Consider the following 18,482-nt stretch of genomic DNA (forward strand, 5'->3'; position numbering starts at 1 on the left):
TGCGACGCTGAGCGACAATGAAAGATACTCTTTACCAGTAGTGTCGTAACACTCACACAAAGTGCCGAGCAACTGTAAGATTTCCGAAAATCTATCTTGAACCGAGTTGTTTACATTTGTCATAACCAGCATCCTTACAGTTTTTGTGTTGTCGCACCTGCAAAACTTTTCCATATTTCACATCAACTTATGATTCAAGCTATCTGCTTTTGACTTTGGATTCAACCGTGTATCAACATTGATTAGAGGATAAGTCGTTTTCGAGAACAACCACAACCCCAGCATAAATCGTAGTCGTAGCCGCGTTTGTCCCCGTAAAGCGAGCCGGTGGTTTGGCCGGTTTTGAGGTTTTAAGCCAGCGCACTGTTTGAGCGATTTGACGTTAGCAAATCGCGAGTTTGCGCTGCGGCCTCAAAATCGAGACAAACTTCCGGGCTTTCGAGCGATCAGGGGTCGCCTTTTGTTGGTTACTTATTTTGGCGAAGCAAAATAAGTAACTCGCCGTAGGCGAAACCCGCTCAACGCAGTTGGAGTAAACAGAAACCGATGCAACAAAGCCTGTTGGCGATCCAACATCACTCAGGCATACTGCCGCCAAAACGCTTCCAAGGAGACAAAAATGCAAAACGCCGTGCGTTATCTGGGGTATTTTTTTGTGCTGAGTTATCTGCTGGTGCTGGCGTATGTTGCGCTGACCAGCCAGAGCCTTTATCAGGGGAAGTGGCATTTGCAATATGCGCTGGCGAGCCTGGGTTTGGCGTTATTGGTGAAGTTTGTGCAAAGCGGAACTGTGCTGGCCGTGATGTTTGCCACGATGTTATTACCACTGGTGAAAATAGTGCTGTTGCCGAGCGAACAAGCATTTACCACCACCGCCGTTGGTAGCTTTAATTTGCTATTTTTAATCAGTTACTTGTTGGTGATTTACCAAATTGCCAAACTGAAAAAACAACGTCGGCAACAATCCTCGAAGCCGGACTAGCCCGCCAGCGGTCAATCTGACCTTACCGGCAGTGGATATTGCCGGCAGTTGCGATCGATCACAAACACATACCCCGAATCTTCAAGGATGACGGGTCTATACAGCTCTGGAGCAGACCTTTGACATTACAGAAATTCTTTCTGCAGCAGAACCTGAAAACCCTGATCTGCCTGACCGGGTTTGTGCTTGCGGGCTGCGCCGGACAAAACAGCGCTGCTGTGCAGGTTGCACCGATAAAGGTTTGCGATCAGGCTCGGGTGGTGTTGAGTTTTGATGATTCGTCGGTGGATGACTGGTACGCCAGTCGGGATATTTTTACCCGTTATAATGTGAAAGCGACCTTTTTTGTCAGTCGTTTTGGCAAAAAAATTCTGCGCAGCTCCGATGCGACCTTACTGAACAAACTGACGGTGTTACGGGACGACGGCCATGAAATTGGCTATCACTCAACGTCGCATAAAAATGCGAAGTTACTGTCACAACAAGGGGTTAGCTGGAAACAATATTATCAAAAGGAAATTGCCCCGGATCTGGCCTTGCTGCGCCAGCACGGCTTTGCCCCTCAAACTTTTGCCTACCCATTTGGTGCCGAAGTTCCAGCCTTTACCAAGCAGCTGAAACAACATTTTTCCAGGGTACGGGGTTTTACCACCGAGATGGAAGGCAAAAAATACTTTAAAAACTATCAGAAATATCGGGACCCGTTTTTGCAAATGGCCTTTTCGATTGATTCACACCGGTTGAATTTTGCCGAACTGGCGCTGGTGTTGGACGAACTGCACAGCAGTTGTGGCACCCTTATTCTCGCCAGCCACAAAATCGTCGACCGCCCGGCCACTGACAGCAAAGCTCGTTATCGTGGGGTTTGGGCCATCACTAGAGCCGATTTGGCGACGGTGATTGAAATGGTTCAGGCGCGCAATATTCGGATGGTGACATTTAACCAGCTGATTTAACCAGCTGTAGTCGCCACCATTTACCTTACTCCACCGCCCGCAATTTAGCAGCTTCTGCGTAGTCTTTCGCTGCGCGCCATTGCAATGCGCTTTTTAGCACCAAGGTCAGCAAGGCCAGTAAAGCTAACAACGACGACACGGCAAAAGCAGCGGCGAACTGATATTCGTTGTATAGAATTTCAATATGCAGCGGCATGGTGTTGGTTTGCTCGCGGATTTTCCCCGATACCACCGACACCGCACCAAACTCGCCCATGGCGCGGGCGTTACACAAAATAATCCCATATAACAGCGCCCACTTAATCGAAGGTAAGGTCACCAACCGGAAAGTCTGCCAGCCACTGGCACCAAGCGTCAGCGCTGCTTCTTCCTGCTCGCGGCCTTGCTCCTGCATCAGCGGGATCAGCTCACGCGCCACAAACGGAAAAGTGATAAAAATGGTCGCCAGCACGATGCCAGGTACGGCAAACATCACTGCAAAATCGTGATCATTCAGCCATTCGCCCCACCAGCCGCGGGCGCCAAATAACAACATAAAACACAAACCGGCGATCACTGGCGACACTGCAATCGGTAAATCAATCAAAGTGATCAGCAGCTGTTTGCCGCGAAACTGGAATTTGGCGATGGCCCAGCTGGCACCCAAACCGAAAATCACGTTGCAAGGCACCGCGATTGCAGCCGCCAGCAACGTCAGTTTAATCGCGTGCGCCGCTGCAGGTTCGGTAATGGAGGCGACATACACCTGCCAGCCTTTGGCAAAAGCTTCGCCAAACACGATCACCAGCGGCAGCAATAAAAACAGTGTGAGAAAACTTAAAGCCAGCGTTGTCAGCAACACTTTTAGCCACAACGGCTCAGCAGTGGCCTGGCGGATGGTGATGCGAGCTGTACTGTTGGTGTTATCTATCACAACTGAACTCATTTTGCACCTCCGTGCCGATGGTTGCTCCAGTGTTGCAACAGGTTGATCAATAACAATAACAGGAATGAAATCAGCAGCATCACCGTACCAAGTGCCGCAGCACCAGCGTAATCAAACTGCTCCAGCCGGGTCATAATTAATAGCGGGGTGATTTCAGTTTTAAACGGCATATTACCGCTGATAAACACCACTGAACCATATTCACCAATGGCGCGGGCAAAGGCCAGCGCAAAACCGGTCAGCAAGGATGGCAATAACGCCGGAAAAATTACCCGGCAAAAAGTTTGTAAGCGGTTGGCACCAAGGCTGGCAGCGGCTTCTTCCAGTTCTTTTTCAACATCTTCCAGCACTGGTTGTACTGTGCGCACCACAAACGGCAGGCCGATAAACACCAGGGCCAACGTTACCCCAAAAGCCGAATACGCCACTTTAATGCCGGCAGCATGGAAAAACTGGCCAATCCAGCCGTTCGGCGCATACAAGGCAGTCAATGCAATACCGGCAACGGCGGTCGGCAAAGCAAAAGGTAAATCGACCAGCGCATCAATGACTTTTTTACCGGGAAAGCTGTAGCGCACCAGCACCCAGGCTACCAATAAACCAAAGACTAAATTAATCGATGCCGCGACAAAAGACGCCCCAAAGGTTAAGCGATAACTGGCAATCGCCCGCTCACTCGCCACCACTTGCCAGAATTCGTCCAGGCTCAGCTCAAAAGTTTTTAACACCAGCGCCGACAGCGGTAAAAATACGATCAGGCTTAAGTAAAAAATACTAAAGCCCATCGACAGGCCAAAACCTGGTAAAACCGATTTTTTACGTTTCGAAAAAAAGGCCAAGATAAACCCCATGCGATTGGTTGTGCTCTGGTGTCGTGGGTAGATTGAGCATTCTGTCTGTAACAGAGCAGTTCAAGCAAAAACTCACTTTCAGATATTCAGACGTCTGAACACCCAGTTATATGAGTGCCAGACTAATGCAAATTGGCAGGGATAAAAAGAATCAAAAACGCATTCGGTATAACCAAAAGAAATATAGCATCTGCATAAAATACCGATTGTCCTTCGTCGGTATTCGGTTCAGCTTGGTTTTATTCGTAGCCAGCGGCTAGAAAACAACAATAGTGCAGTGCCAACAGTGAACATCAGCAGTTGCTGAAGCAACGAATATCCTGTTAGCAGCTTGTGCGATAACAGTTGCATCGCAATCAATAAAGCACAGCCGAAGACGAACGAGGCGAAAGCCACGACTGTTCCAGGCAAGACTATCTGTCGCCAATAAGTTGCGCTCTGACGTTGCAACCAACTACACAGGCCCAGCCAGATCATCCAGCAGCACAATATGCCGGAAAGAAACAAACCAAAGCGTAACCAGGATGCAGCATAAAGCGATTGATGCAAGCCGTACCAGACACTACGGATTTGGGCGATTGGCGACAAGCTCGCCGCAACAGGCGCGGCTTCTTCTGATGGATGTTGTTGATGTTGTTGATGTTGTTGATGTTGTTGCCAGCCTGAAGCGTCAAACCTAAACAGGACATTCGGTAACTGGTTACTGATCTGCGCCGCTGCACTACCGCTCAGCAGCACGGTGCTTTGGGCTGTTCCAGGCAATGTCAGACTGATTTTACCCACTGGTCGTCCGAGCTGTTGTTCTGCTGTGATTACCAAAGCTGCCAAATTCGGCAATGGCGCCGGATCGTCTTGCCTCGCACCGGCAAACGGCTGTGCTGGTGGAAATAATTCGGCATAAAACTGATAAGGATTATCCGGATAGAGTTGGCGTTGCGGCGCACTGTTATCGCTAAACATCTGGGTTAACCAGCCACTGCTGGCAAACAGCAATGCAAACGGCAAGGTTAGAACCGCCAGCTGATTGTGTCTTAAGGTTCGGGCTGTTTCCGGGTTCGAAGGAGAGGGTTTAATCTGCCACAAAGTCCGCCAGCGGCCACGTAAACTCAGCAATCCGGCGATGGAGAGCAACAACCACAATAGCGCCAGATACGCCACCAGACTGCGACTGATTGGGCCAAACAGCTGCAGTAAGTTGTAATGCAGCTGGAAAAATAAACCACCGAGTTGATGGTCGGTGGCGCCAAATTTGATGGGCAATGCTTCGGTGATTGGCACACCGGTTTTGGCATCGAGCAGTTGTTGATAAAGCTGCGAATTACCCTGACCAGTCGCTCCTTGCCCGCTCATGGCTGCTTGCAGCCAGTGCAACGTCAGATAAGGTTTACGCTGTTGTGGTAACTCGATATACCACTGGGTCGCAGCTGGCGCCTGCTGCGTCAAAAATGCTTGAGCTAACGCGACACTGTTGGCAGTGGCAGCGCTGGTAGACGTAAACTCCGGCGCACCATCAAACTTAAACAACTGAATATTATCCAGTTCTGCCCGGTAAAAACTCAAACTGCCGGTGAAGATAATTAACAGCAATAACCAGCCTACCAACAAACCCAGCAGCAAATGTAGCTGTTTTAACCGCTGCACAAAACCGTTCACAGCACGCCTCCGACGCTAAACTGCAATAAGCAGCTTAACAGCAGCAAAGCCGCCAGCACCCAGCGCAACCGTTTTGGCCATAACCCCAGCAACACCAGACATAAACAGCACAGTGGTCCAACAAAACTGGCAACAATCACCGCATCAGGGCGGCTGAAGGTAGAGGACAAAACTTGCGCAATTAACGCCGACAATGGCGCCAGCAGCGACCAGCCCGCGCCGAGCAATAGAACAATTCGCAGCTGCAATAAACGACGTGGCGTCGACAGCCATGCCAGCAACGGCTGCAAAAAAACCGGCAGCACACTCAAGGTCATTGTTGGATCAGCAGCTGCAGTTGGTTCGTCAGTTCAGGCGTCACTTCCTGACTGGTAAAAGGCAATACCAAATCTTCTTTACCATCGTCGTTTAAATCCACCGCCAACGCATCCATGCCGCGTTTGGGCATCGCTTGTTGCTGCTTTGTGCTTTTATCGCTGAATAATTTTGCCGACGCCGGCGCAAAAGTCCGCAGGGTATCTTCACCGTCACCAACCACCAGACTGGCCACACCAGCGGCGTTTTTCAGCACTGTCGCCAGAGGCATATTGACCTGGCCACTGCCGATACTGATCTCCACCGTCACATCCTGGCTATACACCGGCTGACTGCCAAAACTACCGTCGGCCTGTTGTTTATAAAACTGCAGTTCGACATTGGCGGTGCCCGCCACCAAAGCGCGGATAATCGAACGCACGCCAATATGAGCCGCTGGTGTATAAAAATCGACGCGGTTGTCGTTGTCTAAATCAACAAATTTGACATCAAATTGCACGCCGGAGGTGCTGATCGTCTGATTTGGTTTTGGCTGGAAGCTAACGCCTGTCGCGCCTTTTTGGCCGTAGTGAATGTGGTAGCTGTAGTTTTGCTCCATCGCATCTACATATTGCTGCTGTTGCACCACCAAATCGACAACAGCATCGCCGTTAATATCCGCCAGCCGCTGCAATCTGGTAATGACCAAACCTTTAAAACTGCGACCATCGCCACCGCGCAGTTGGGCCTGATTGTCCGGAGTCAGACCTACGCCCAGCGCCAACGCTGTCGGCGTCGTTGGAAAACTGCCATCCGCTTGCTGCAAAAACACCTGCAAGCTGTCATCTTTGGCAAAAGCGATATCGGTACGACCATCGAGGTTCAAATCAACCAGCCATGGCTTGCGGGCAATATAAGTAGGATCTTCATCAAACGCCTGCATCTGGCTGTCGATGGTCAGTTCGAAATGGCGAAATTTACCATCGACTTGCTGTAGCCACAGCTGATAACCATTAAAATCCGGCAATAAAAAGTCCGAGAGTTGGTCGTTATTCAAATCATGGCTGAATTCGAGATGGCGCAATCTTTTAGTATCAACCACCCGATACAAAGAGCTGCTGGTCAGCAACTTGCGCCAACGTTTTTCGGTGTGATTGTAATGCGCCACACCTTCGGTGGTTAAACTGACCAACTGACTACCGCTTTGACCGGCAATGCTTGCTTGATCAAAAAACTGCGCCGTGGTCGGAATGGCGATTTGACTGGCTTGCAGCGAATTTAATTCGACCTGACTAAGCCACCGATGTTCGGTGTTGTGGCCAGACACCAATAACAGCGGGTTGTCTTTGAGTTTTAACAGATGACCATTGGCCGGGTGATCCAGCTTCACTTGCTGGGTTTGAAAAGCGGTGGCAAAACAACTGCCGCTGAAAAATGCCAGCAGGCTCAAGGCTGTTCCAGACAACATACCTGGAAAAATCGATTTGGCAGATACTAAAGTCATGCGGAACAAACTCCTTGTGATGATGCGCGCAGGTTAAGTCCAGCAGATGATACGCTGGTTTCGCAGGCTCAGACTGTCAAAAATGTAACAAATTCAACAGTTCGGTTAGATCGTGCTGCTGAATTTAGCAAAATCCATCGCAGGCAGCATTCTTTGTCATACCCAGCCACTCAAAAATCAGGCCGCAGCAGCCTGTGACTTGCTAAAAAAACCGGCCGCGAGCAGCCAATCAAGGTAAACTAGCAGCATTCTGTTTGGTATTTTTGCCAGAACCTTCGGGTCTGGTGTCACAAGGGTTTGTTATGTCTATTAACTGGTTTCCAGGACACATGCACAAGGCGCGCAAAGAAATCGCCGAAGTGATGCCGCAGGTCGATGTCATTATTGAAATGATTGATGCCCGCATTCCATTTTCCAGCGAAAACCCTTTGGTGCCGGAACTGCGTGGGGATACGCCTTGTATCAAGGTGCTGAATAAAGCCGATTTAGCCGATCCGGCGATCACCAAGTTATGGCAAGAGCATTTTGAGCGGCAATCCGGCGTGAAAGCCATTCCAATCAGCCAACAAGATCCGGGTCAAATCCGCGCTTTATTAGACCTTTGCACCGAATTATTACCCGATCGCAACTTCGACGTCCGTGGTGCCCGCGCGATGATTATGGGGATCCCAAACGTCGGAAAATCAACGCTGATCAATACTTTAGCCGGACGAATTATTGCCAAAACCGGCAACGAAGCGGGTGTGACCAAAGCGCAGCAGCGGATCAAACTGGATAACAACGTCATTCTGACCGACACGCCGGGCTTTTTATGGCCAAAACTGAGCCCAGCCAGCTGTGGTTACCGCTTAGCCGTCACTGGCGGCATTAAAGATACCGCCTTTGATTACGCTGATATCGCCATGTTCGCCGCCGATTATTTACTCAAAGCCTATCCACAGCAGGTGATGGCGCGGTATCAACTGAGCGAGCAGCCGGAAAATGACTTAGCTTTGCTGGATGCCATTGGCCAGCGCCGTGGTTGTATGGTGAAAGGTGGCATCGTCGATTTAACCAAGGCAGGTACAATTTTGATTACAGAATTGCGTGCCGGTTTATTCGGCCCGGTCAGCCTGGAAACGCCGGATATGGTGACACAAGAATTAGCCGATGCTAAGTTAGAACAAGCCCGCATCGAAAAAGAAAAAGCGGAGCGCGAAAAAGAACGGGCGCGTAAGGCGAAAAAGAAATACCGATAAAGTTGGAAAACTCCAACACCTGGCGCCCGCCATCCATTCCCAACATCAGCAATGATGGCGGGTTTAGGTCCCAGGAATATGGAGTTTGTTATGTTGTTGTCCCGCGTTTATCAGGCGGTGTTGCTGACGGTCGTCACCGCAACACCCGCCCTCGCCGCTCCGGTGGTGGTCAGTCAGATTCAAGGTTATGGTTTTGATGAAAAACGCACATTAGTGCCGTTTCAAAGCCTGGTATTCGATGACGTCACCGGCAAAGTGCTAGCGCGGGGTGATGCCAACCTCGCCAAAAACTACCCAAATGCAAAAGTGATTGATGGTCAGGGCAAAACCCTGTTGCCAGGCTTAATTGACGGCCATGGTCATGTACTGGGACTCGGCCAAAACCTGGCGCAGGTTGACCTTCGCACCAGCAGCAGTGAAGCACAAGCGGTGGCCAAAGTCGCGGCCTTTGCCAAAACCCAGCCCCAGGCACAGTGGATTTTAGGCCGTGGCTGGAATCAGGTGTTATGGCCAACGCAGCAATTCCCCAGCACCACCTTACTTGATGAAGAAATCAACGATAAACCGGTTTGGCTGAGCCGCGTCGACGGCCATGCCGGTTGGGCCAACAGCAAAGCCTTACAACTAGCGGGCATCACCAAAGAAAGTATCGACCCACCGGGTGGGCAAATTTTGCGGGATGACAAAGGCAATCCAACCGGCGTGTTAATCGATAACGCCATGGGTTTGCTGGAAAAGAAAATCCCCCAACAAAACGAAGCTGAACGCCAGGCCGCACTAACTGCTGCTTTTGAACATCTGCTGGCACTTGGCATTACCAGTACCCATGATGCCGGTGTAGATGCGGCCAATCTGGCGTCGTACCAGACGTTACAGCAACAACAAAAAATTCCGCTGCGTATTTATGCCATGTTATCTGCCACTGATCCGATGTTACAAAAATGGCTGCAAGCAGGCCCGATTGACGATCCAACCGATGTGCTGGATGTACGTTCAGTGAAAATTTACGGCGATGGCGCGCTCGGCAGCCGCGGTGCCGCTTTGCTGGCTGATTACAGCGACAAAGCCAAAGAACGGGGTTTACTGGTGACCCAGCCTGATGCGTTAACGCAGCTGATGAAAATGACCATCAACGCTGGTTTTCAGGCCAACGTGCACGCCATTGGTGATTATGCCAACCGGTTGGTGCTGGACCGTTTTGAACTGCTGGTCAGCGATAAAGATCGCCAGGCTGGTCGCCATCGGGTCGAGCATGCGCAAATTGTTGCACCGGTGGATATTCCCCGTTTTGCCAAACTGCAGGTGTTGCCATCAATGCAGCCAACCCATGCTACCTCCGATAAAAATATGGCCGGTGACCGCTTGGGTGTCGCCCGTTTGCGTGGTGCTTATGCCTGGCGGAGTTTTGTAGATCAAGGAAGTATTATTGTTGGTGGTTCCGATTATCCGGTCGAACTTGCCAATCCATTCCATGGCCTGCACGCAGCTGTGACCCGTCAGGATCAACAGAACCAACCGGTTGGCGGCTGGCTGCCCGAGCAAAAACTGACGGTGACTGAGGCCTTGCGCTCATTTACCACAGACGCAGCCTATGGCGCTTATCAGGAAAAAGCCATGGGTAGTTTGCAGCCCGGCATGTGGGCGGATTTTATTCTGATTGACCACGACCTCACCCAAGTGCCACCAGAACAAATCTGGCAGACGCAGGTGCTGCAGACTTATGTCGGCGGCAAACAGGTGTTTCGTCGCAACTAGCGGCAACTGATGAGCCAATAAGCGCAGCGAAATTCTGCTGCGATTTGTAAAAGCACCAGCTACACTGCCAGATATTCAGATCACGGACGCGCCGAGCGTCCGTACTTTTTCCAGCTGCAGGACAACCGATGATTAGTCAAAAATGGGCCAAGCTCATTAAATCCCTTCATTTAAAAAAATTCCGCAAAGCCGAACAACTGTTTTTTGTCGAAGGCGAAAAAGCGGTAATGGAAGTGCTGGCGTCCGGCTGGCCAGTGAAAGCTTTGTTTGGTACTGCTGATTTTCTGGGCCGTCATCCAGACGCTGCGATCGCCGCTGAACTGGCGCATCCATGCACCGCTAGCGAATTAGAACAAGTCGGCACCTTTACCAGCAACAACGCCGCCATCGCGGTGGTGGAATTACCGCACTACGCGCCATTTGCCGAACAAAACGGTGATTGGGTATTGGTACTGGATCAGATCAACGATCCGGGCAATCTCGGCACTATTATCCGCATCGCCGACTGGTACGGTATCGGCCATATTTTATGTTCCACCGATACCGTCGACGCCTTTAATCCTAAAGTGATCGCCAGCGCCAAAGGCTCGTTTTTACGGGTAAAACTGCATTATCAACCACTGGCTGAAGTGCTGGGCAAAGTCCGCCAGCCGGTATTTGGCGCTTATCTTGGTGGTGAATCAGTGCATCAGCTGCAACTGGCCAGCAGCGGTGGTTTTATCGTGCTCGGCAATGAAGCCAATGGCATCAGCAACGAACTTGAACCCTTGATCAGCCGCCGCATCACTATTCCAGCTTTTGGTGACGCCGAATCGCTGAACGTCGGTATCGCCTGCGCAGTGATTGTCGATAATTTGCAGCGGTTGTCTTCGACCGAATAAATTCTATGGCAGTTGAGAATCAGCGGGTGGTGAGCAGCAAATTTTGTAGCGCCCCCCGACTTCCGGTACACTAAGCGCCCACCGCCCGTCCGGAGTTGCCCATGTCTGAAACTGATTTACGACCTGATTTCCCAACCATCGAAGCTTTTGTCGGCAATACGCCACTGGTGAAATTACAGCGGCTGGCCGCGCACACCCAAAGCACGGTGCTGTTGAAACTCGAAGGCAACAATCCGGCAGGTTCAGTGAAAGACCGGCCAGCACTGAATATGATTGTGCAGGCTGAACTGCGCGGCCACATCAAACCCGGCGATACCATCATCGAAGCGACGAGCGGCAACACTGGTATTGCGCTGGCGATGGCGGCGGCGATTAAAGGCTACCGGATGATTTTGATCATGCCGGACAACGCCACCAGCGAGCGCAAAGCCTCGATGCAGGCTTATGGCGCTGAGTTAATTCTGGTTAGCAAAGCCCAAGGCATGGAAGGTGCCCGCGATTTGGCCTTGCAGATGCAAGCGCAAGGCCAGGGCATAGTGCTGGACCAATTTAATAACCCGGATAATCCGGCGGCTCATCTTGGCAGTACCGGGCCAGAGATCTGGCAGCAAAGTCGAGGCCTTGTCACACATTTCGTCTCCAGTATGGGCACTACCGGTACCATTATGGGTGTGTCGACTTTTTTAAAAGCACAAAATCCGGCGATTCAGATCATTGGTTTACAGCCATCAGAAGGCAGTTCTATCCCGGGGATCCGGCGCTGGCCTGAAGCTTACCTGCCGGGTTTTTATCAAAAAGAACGGGTTGATCAGGTGATCGATGTCAGCGAAACCGATGCGGTCGCCACGACCCGGCAGTTAGCGCGGGTTGAAGGCATTTGCGCCGGAGTCAGTTCCGGCGGCGCGGTATTTGCTGCGATCAAACTGGCGGAACAACAGCCGGGCGCAGTGATTGTGGCAATCATCTGCGACCGCGGTGATCGTTATTTATCTTCTGGATTATTTGATGAAGCGCCGGACCGCGCTGACTAAGGATCGCTGTGAGTTTTGCCATAAGTTATGAATGGATGGCGCTTGGTGCGGCAGTATGCTGGGCAATTGGCAGTTTAATTTCAGCCCCGGCATCGGCGCATCTCGGCGCTTTTGCTTTTACCCGTTGGCGGATGGCCTGTGCCAGTGTGCTGTTATGGTCGGTCGCCATTTACGCTGGCAGCTGGCAAACCCTGCCACCCGATAAACTGTGGCTATTGGCGCTGTCCGGCATCATCGGCATTTTGATTGGCGACACCGCACTTTTTGCGTCGATGAACCGCTTAGGACCGCGCCGCGCCGGGGTGTTATTCGCCACCCATGCCTTGTTTTCGGCGGTGCTGGCTTATCTGTTTTTGGGCGAAACGATTTGGGGCTGGACGCTGCTTGGTTCCGGTTTATTAGTCAGCGGCGTGATGAGTGCGATCTTATTTGGCAAACGCGCGGCGGAACAGCATCATTGGGAAACCAGCAGCCATCAACTGGGCATTGGCATTGGCTTAGGTTTGCTGTCGGCTTTATGCCAGGCGGTATCGACGCTGATGCTCAAGCCACTGATGGAAACCGATATCGACGCCATTGCAGCTTCGGCGGTGCGGATGACCACAGCGCTTTGCTGCCATTTAGTGTTGCTCTGGCTGGGTTTTAAAGTCGCGCGCAGTTATTTGCCGCTAACTAGAAAAGTGCTGGCGATGGTCGCTTTTAATGCGCTGCTGTCGATGGGCATTGGCATGACGCTGATTTTACAGGCGTTAAAAGATGGAGATGCCGGTATTGTCGCGATGTTGTCGTCGGTGAGCCCGGTGGTGGTATTGCCGCTGTTGTGGCTGGTATATCGCCGTCGCCCGGCCATCGGTGCCTGGTTAGGTGCTTTATTGACGGTGCTGGGTACGGTGTTGATTTTACAGCATTAATTCAGGATTAGTACTGATCAGCCGCCACAGCTGGCGAAGTCTGCGCTGCAGAACTCTCTGCAACCGGATTGTCATCAACTGAAAAAGAAGCTTCAGCCTGCTGCTCCAGTAATCGCAGCTGCTGCGCTTGTTTCACCGCATCAGCCGGCAGCTGATTGCGATACAAATCAATCATACTCATCACTTCCGACAACGCTTTGCCATGGTCCGGTGTCAGAATACCGTTATGGCCAGAAATAATGTCATCGGAAACGGCCAGCACCCACACCGCCTGCATATTAGCATCGGGGCAGCTTTGCACTGTGCGTCGTGCCTGCAATCTGGCGCGAACTTTCCAGCCGGAGCGATCCAGCGTCATCATGCAACCAGGCTTCTGATCATGTTCCAGCAAAGCAGCGGGCATTTTCAGTGGCGTCTGACAATTACCCGCCGGGCATTTATCAATGTCATGGGTAATGGCCCAGGAATTCCCCACCGCGCGTTCGCCATCCTTTAGCCAGGTAAACGCTTCTTTGAGCGCAAAATCCCCTTTGGATTGCAGCACCACCATCGAAGGTTTTTGCCGATCGATACTGAGCAGACTGTCCAGCGGTCGGTATTCACGGGCGTTGACTGCCGGATTCAACAAAATAAACAAATTTGGGTTGTCCTGCTGGCGCTCAATCGCGGTTTTGATCCGATCTTTACTGGCATGCAAGGCAATAGCACCGCCGAGGCTATGCCCGACCAACACATAACGCTGTAATTTGCGTTGTTCTACCAACACATCAAGCTCATCCAGCAACTGACTCAATCCTTTCTGACCAATGCGTTTGGCCACCGTTTTGCGCTGATAAATCGTTGGAAAATCTAAAGGTTCCACCTGGCTATCAGCATCGGTGGAGCCATCGAGGAACAGTGGATCATATTTGTCACCACGCCAGCCGACATACAGCCCGAGCAGATTACGTTGTGGGTCATTGGTGGCCATTTGCTGGTAAAAGTTCTGAAAAGCGACGAAGTTGTCGTCATCAGGTTTGGCACTGTGGTGCCAGCCGTGGATAAAAATCACCAGTTCCGGCGCTGGTCCAACATAGGTTTGGGTAATTCGTTGGTGCAGGCTCTGCCATTGTGCTGGTAAATGCGCTTCGCCATGATCATCAAATTCAATCACATGGAAATTTTGGGCGGCGGTGTCGGCAGTCGGCACGTGATAAGGCAGATCAGGAATGTAGCTCAGCACCACCGATACCATGACCAGCGCCAGCAGAACTAATTTATAGAGGGCAAACTTTTTTAAACTCATGAATTTCAAAATCTGACGTTAAAGCGGCAATGCAACCGGGCTATTGGGAACCTGAGCATTTTCAGGCGCCGGCAATTTGCGCAAATTATACGCGGCTACGCCTGTTCCGACCAGCAATGATCTGGGTTTATATTTCAGGAAGGCCTTAAATAAAAATGCCGACGTTCAGCCGGCATTTAAAGTCTAACGGTTAGGTCAGCAATTACGAACCAATTACGCCACCATCGTTTTTGGTGACAATCACGGTCGCCGAACGTGGCCGACTGGTGCTGTCATTCGCTGGCCAGGTACTGGTTAACTTCGTGACAGTTGAACGGTCGCCCGGATGCTGGATATTGACGAACATCGTTTTCATATCCGGCGTCCAGCTAATACCTGTCACTTCACAATCAATTGGCCCGACCAAAAACCGCTTTAATTTACGGGTTTTAGCGTCAGCCACCACCATTTGGTTGTTGCCATAAGGGCCAGTGCCTTGCTGCGAACCGCTCATATCGGTCTGGATCCAGAGCAAACCATTTTTATCAAACGCCAGGCCATCCGGACTTGCCAGGTGGTTGTCGGCGGTTAATTTTAAATCGGTACCAGGCGTTGCGGTACCCACATCACCGGCCAGCATAAAAATATCCCAGTCAAAGGCAGCGGTGGCAGAACGTTCACGCCAGCGGATAATATGGCCGGTAGCATTTGCAGCTCTTGGATTCGCGGCATCTATTTGCGCTGCAGTACGGGCAGTATTATTGGTCAAAGTGAAATACACTTCGCCGCTTTGTGGATGTACTGCGCCCCACTCCGGACGGTCCATTTTGGTGGCGCCAGCAACATCGGCTGCCAGACGGGTATTAATCAGCACATCAGCCTGACTGCTAAATTCGACGTTGGCCGCCAGGGCTTTAGCGCGGAAGGTTTCAGAGTTGTAATCGAGCGCCAGCCATTCACCGCTGCCATCGGCGTTAAATTTGGCGACATACAAAGTACCGTCATTCAATAAATGGCCGCCGGCCGTGGCTTTGTAATAAGGTGCTTTGGACACATATTTGTAGATGTATTCAAAAGTAGAGTCGTCACCGGAATAAAACACCACCGGCTTACCCTCGACTACTGGCGCGAACACCACACCTTCATGACCAAACCGGCCTAAGGCCGTGCGTTTTTGTGGCACGCTATCTGGGTTAAAAGGGTCAATTTCGACAATCCAACCAAAGGTATTTGGCTCGTTGCGATAATCACGATCGGCATCGGTTGCAATGGTCGAGGCATTAAAACGTTGGTACTGATCGGCACCAGAATCGGCAGTTTCCCAGCCATAACGACTGGTTTTGGTCGCGACACCGTAACGTTTATGTTCACGTGGCTGCGCCGCATCAGTATTGGCGAAATAACCGGCCCAGTTTTCTTCGGCCGTCAGGTATGTGCCCCACGGCGTATACCCATTACCACAGTTATTTAAGGTGCCGCGGGTGCGGGTGCCGTCGGTGCTGTATTTGGTGACCATTTTGGCATGACCACGGGCTGGGCCACTGATATCCATTGGCGTTGCACCGGTGATCCGGCGATTCAGTGGGCTGCCCTGCACCAGTTGGAACTGACCACTGGCGTCTTTTTTGACGTGCGCAACAGTGACGCCGTGTGCCGCAACTTCTTTGCGAACTTCGTCTGCCGGACGAGGTAAGCCAGTCGGGCCATTCTGGTGCAAAGTGGCTGGTTCACAATATTCGTGGTTAAACACCAATAAACCTTCGGCGCTATTGTTACCGGTCGTGCGGGCATCCAATGGAAAAAAATGCATGCCGTCATGATGCGCGCCAACTTGTTGTTCCATCTCGGCGCCAGTATTAGTCCCCCCTTCGCGATAGGCCGGGTAATTGCCGGTCAATGGTGTACCCATCGGCAAAAAAGAACGCGCGGTGTAACCATCAGGCACGGTAATAGTATCAAGGCGGTTAGTCGCAATAGCATTAAAACCCATCAATACTGGTGCTGGAGGTGGCTGCACTGCGGCAGGCAAAGCGATAGGCGCTGGTGAACTGCTGCTGTTACAGCCAATTAAACTACCGCCAAACATCGTCGCTACTGCGGTGCCCAAGCTACCTTTTAGAAAACTACGACGCTGCATATTCGCCGCTAAAATATCAGCGAATTCAGCATTCGCTGAAAAGTTTGTTTGCGGATCAATGCCGCTGTTATCAATTTCAAAACCGGTGTTGTTCTGCATGCGAGCTCCAATTGGCTTGGTTTCATTGTAATTTTCCCGCCGGTATTACAAACGCTGCAGATGTCAGGTCAGTGATAGAACAGTGACAAAATCAGGACAAGTAGCTGACATAATTAAGACAATCACTTCGCAGCGTTGCTGGTGGTGATTTCAGACTGAAGCCGTGGCGGTGTCGTTTCATGCTAGGTAACGCCGACAACGCTCTGGTATAGTATGGGAAACAACAAGATGGGATGGGCAGTACGATGATGGAATGGGACATAGTCCGGTTTAACGATCTGGACACTTATACGTTATACGCCTTGTTGCAATTGCGGGTGGATGTGTTTGTGGTAGAGCAGAATTGCCCTTATCCGGAACTTGACGACAAAGATTTACACCCGGAAACCCGACATATCTTGCTGAAAAAGGCCGGTAAAATCTTAGCTTATGCCCGTATTTTACCGCCAGATGTCAGTTTTGCTGGTGCGCCTGGGGTCGGACGTGTTTGCGTCGCCCAAACCGCCCGTCGCTTAGGGCTTGGTGAAGTGTTGGTGGCCAAAGCAATCGCTACTGCCAAAGAAGGTTGGCCTGGGCTTGATATCCATATTTCTGCGCAGTGTTATCTGCAACGCTTTTACGAAAGTATGGGTTTTGTATCCGCCAGTGAACCTTATCTGGAAGATGATATTCCGCATCTGAAGATGATTTTAGCGGTGAGCCATGCTGCCGGGTAGGGTTGAATCTGCTTCTGCTACAAAATAATTGCCGATCAGCCCTCTGATCGGCAATTATTCGTTAGCCCGGAGCCTGATAAAGCTGTTCAGCGCGATTCAGCAAAATCCAGCTGGTTAAGATGTACTTATCATTCGAAACCGGCACACAACCACGGTGGGTGTGGGTAAAATAAGCTGGTGCTATCACCATCCGACCAGCTTTTGGTGAAATTGCTTTTTGCTGATAATAAAATTCGGTCTGCCCGCCTTCTGCCACGTCATTTAAATAGAACATAAACAACAAGGTACGATGCAAAGGCTCATTTAAAGGCGCCTGTGGATACACTTCACAGTGCCAATAATTGTAATTGCCAAGTCCCGCTTGATATTTCTGCGCCTGAATAGGCCCCATCCGATACAACACCTTCATAAAATCTTCAGTTTTATCGGCAGCTATTTCCGGATAATTCTCATGCGTCAACGCCACTGGCTGGCCAGTTTTTGGATGTTGCACAGTCAGAGCCACCGGTGCTATCAGGGCAAAATGGTATTTCTTAAAGTATTCAACGGCATAACGCGTGGTGGTGGCCCATACTTGCTGTAATAACGGTAAATATTCCGGATATTCGTTCAGATATAAATCCGTACTGATTTTTTTAGTGGTATCAACACCACCACCGGTGCGGCCTGCCGTCAGATGGGGACTGTGGTCAAAAGCTGAGATAAGCTGAGCACAAAGCTCAGCACTGAGTGCATCGTCATACACTTCAATAAAATCGGACATGGTTAACCCTGGAGTTGCTTCCGGCTGTATGGTCAGCCTTTGTTTATTGTGGCATCACAATACTGGATCAGGTCAGCAGATTGAAGCGAAAAAGTTAAATTTAGGAGTGGCGAGCTTCAACGAAGAGATTTTCACCTACTGGAAATGCAAAAAGCCCGCTCACTGAGCGGGCTTTTTGACTGATTGGGAGCCTGGCGGTGTACTACTCTCGCATGGCATCTGCCACACTACCATCGTCGCAGCTGCGTTTCACTTCTGAGTTCGGAATGGATTCAGGTGGTTCCACAGCGCTATTGCCACCAGGCAAAAACTGTTTAGCTTCTTTAACTTAGACAAGCTTGATTTTTAATCTTGATAGTAGTTTTAAGCACGTCTTACTTTCATACGCTTTCGCGTCAAAACAACTTGGGCGTTGTATGGTTAAGCCTCTCGGGCAATTAGTATGAGTTAGCTTAACGTATCACTACGCTTCCACACCTCACCTATCAACGTTGTGGTCTCCAACAACCCTTATGTGTACTC

The 18,482-nt window shown here is 50.8% G+C and carries 16 protein-coding genes and 2 rRNA genes; 8 read left to right on the forward strand and 10 right to left on the reverse strand.

Annotation, left to right across the window (positions count from 1 at the left end):
- Window positions 1-619: 619 nt before the first annotated feature.
- Together EOE67_RS14040 and EOE67_RS14045 are read left to right on the forward strand one after the other, a co-directional pair.
- A complete protein-coding gene (locus EOE67_RS14040; protein WP_127699961.1) occupies window positions 620-982 on the forward strand; it encodes a hypothetical protein in 363 nt (120 codons plus the stop codon).
- A gap of 119 nt (window positions 983-1,101) precedes the next feature.
- The gene (locus EOE67_RS14045; RefSeq protein WP_164852342.1) at window positions 1,102-1,938 is read left to right on the forward strand and encodes a polysaccharide deacetylase family protein; all 837 of its coding nucleotides are present in this window, start codon (window positions 1,102-1,104) and stop codon (window positions 1,936-1,938) included.
- A gap of 25 nt (window positions 1,939-1,963) precedes the next feature.
- Here EOE67_RS14045 and cysW read toward each other — a convergent pair whose 3' ends face one another.
- The 5 genes from cysW to EOE67_RS14070 form a co-directional block, all read right to left on the reverse strand.
- On the reverse strand, window positions 1,964-2,863 hold the full coding sequence (cysW, locus tag EOE67_RS14050; protein ID WP_127699963.1) for a sulfate ABC transporter permease subunit CysW: 900 nt from the start codon (window positions 2,861-2,863) through the stop codon (window positions 1,964-1,966).
- On the reverse strand, window positions 2,860-3,702 hold the full coding sequence (gene cysT / locus EOE67_RS14055) for a sulfate ABC transporter permease subunit CysT (protein ID WP_240652822.1): 843 nt from the start codon (window positions 3,700-3,702) through the stop codon (window positions 2,860-2,862). The genes cysW and cysT overlap by 4 nt, the downstream gene beginning before the upstream one ends.
- A gap of 240 nt (window positions 3,703-3,942) precedes the next feature.
- Complete coding sequence (locus EOE67_RS14060) at window positions 3,943-5,367, reverse strand: PepSY-associated TM helix domain-containing protein (RefSeq protein WP_127699965.1); 1,425 nt, start codon at window positions 5,365-5,367, stop codon at window positions 3,943-3,945.
- Window positions 5,364-5,684 (reverse strand): hypothetical protein, encoded by a 321-nt coding sequence (locus tag EOE67_RS14065; protein WP_127699966.1) that lies wholly within the window; start codon window positions 5,682-5,684, stop codon window positions 5,364-5,366. Before EOE67_RS14065 ends, EOE67_RS14060 begins: the two co-directional genes overlap by 4 nt.
- Window positions 5,681-7,165 (reverse strand): FG-GAP repeat domain-containing protein, encoded by a 1,485-nt coding sequence (locus tag EOE67_RS14070; RefSeq protein ID WP_127699967.1) that lies wholly within the window; start codon window positions 7,163-7,165, stop codon window positions 5,681-5,683. The genes EOE67_RS14065 and EOE67_RS14070 overlap by 4 nt, the downstream gene beginning before the upstream one ends.
- A 302-nt stretch (window positions 7,166-7,467) precedes the next feature.
- On the opposite strand from EOE67_RS14070, the gene ylqF reads away from it, so the two are divergent.
- The 5 genes from ylqF to EOE67_RS14095 all read left to right on the forward strand — a co-directional run bounded on the left by ylqF (window position 7,468) and on the right by EOE67_RS14095 (window position 12,981).
- Complete coding sequence (gene ylqF / locus EOE67_RS14075; RefSeq protein ID WP_127699968.1) at window positions 7,468-8,403, forward strand: ribosome biogenesis GTPase YlqF; 936 nt, start codon at window positions 7,468-7,470, stop codon at window positions 8,401-8,403.
- Window positions 8,404-8,493: 90 nt separating this feature from the next.
- A complete protein-coding gene (locus EOE67_RS14080) occupies window positions 8,494-10,158 on the forward strand; it encodes an amidohydrolase (protein WP_127699969.1) in 1,665 nt (554 codons plus the stop codon).
- A 128-nt stretch (window positions 10,159-10,286) separates the two neighbouring features.
- Window positions 10,287-11,039: a TrmH family RNA methyltransferase gene (locus tag EOE67_RS14085; protein ID WP_127699970.1), complete on the forward strand. Its 753-nt coding sequence runs from the start codon at window positions 10,287-10,289 to the stop codon at window positions 11,037-11,039.
- Window positions 11,040-11,140: 101 nt separating this feature from the next.
- Window positions 11,141-12,070, forward strand: a complete 930-nt coding sequence (cysM, locus tag EOE67_RS14090) for a cysteine synthase CysM (protein ID WP_127699971.1) — start codon at window positions 11,141-11,143, stop codon at window positions 12,068-12,070.
- An 8-nt stretch (window positions 12,071-12,078) separates the two neighbouring features.
- Window positions 12,079-12,981, forward strand: coding sequence for a DMT family transporter (locus tag EOE67_RS14095; protein WP_240652823.1), 903 nt, complete (start codon window positions 12,079-12,081; stop codon window positions 12,979-12,981).
- Between the two features lie 7 nt (window positions 12,982-12,988).
- Here the strand turns inward: EOE67_RS14095 and EOE67_RS14100 are convergent, their stop codons facing one another.
- The gene (locus tag EOE67_RS14100) at window positions 12,989-14,266 is read right to left on the reverse strand and encodes a lipase family protein (protein ID WP_127699972.1); all 1,278 of its coding nucleotides are present in this window, start codon (window positions 14,264-14,266) and stop codon (window positions 12,989-12,991) included.
- 202 nt (window positions 14,267-14,468) lie between these two features.
- Window positions 14,469-16,481 carry a PhoX family protein gene (locus EOE67_RS14105; RefSeq protein WP_127699973.1) on the reverse strand — a complete coding sequence of 671 codons (2,013 nt, stop codon included), beginning with the start codon at window positions 16,479-16,481 and terminating at the stop codon, window positions 14,469-14,471.
- A 245-nt stretch (window positions 16,482-16,726) separates the two neighbouring features.
- On the opposite strand from EOE67_RS14105, the gene EOE67_RS14110 reads away from it, so the two are divergent.
- On the forward strand, window positions 16,727-17,197 hold the full coding sequence (locus tag EOE67_RS14110; protein WP_240652824.1) for a GNAT family N-acetyltransferase: 471 nt from the start codon (window positions 16,727-16,729) through the stop codon (window positions 17,195-17,197).
- A 61-nt stretch (window positions 17,198-17,258) separates the two neighbouring features.
- Here the strand turns inward: EOE67_RS14110 and EOE67_RS14115 are convergent, their stop codons facing one another.
- From EOE67_RS14115 to EOE67_RS14125, 3 genes are all read right to left on the reverse strand, one after another.
- Entirely contained in the window at window positions 17,259-17,960 is a 702-nt protein-coding gene (locus EOE67_RS14115; RefSeq protein ID WP_127699974.1) for a 2OG-Fe(II) oxygenase, read from the reverse strand.
- Between the two features lie 189 nt (window positions 17,961-18,149).
- Window positions 18,150-18,264, reverse strand: a 5S ribosomal RNA gene (rrf, locus tag EOE67_RS14120).
- A gap of 112 nt (window positions 18,265-18,376) precedes the next feature.
- Window positions 18,377-18,482 (reverse strand): 23S ribosomal RNA (locus tag EOE67_RS14125); the annotation flags it as partial.

This window comes from Rheinheimera riviphila, assembly GCF_004005945.1.
GTDB classification, from domain to species: domain Bacteria; phylum Pseudomonadota; class Gammaproteobacteria; order Enterobacterales; family Alteromonadaceae; genus Pararheinheimera; species Pararheinheimera riviphila.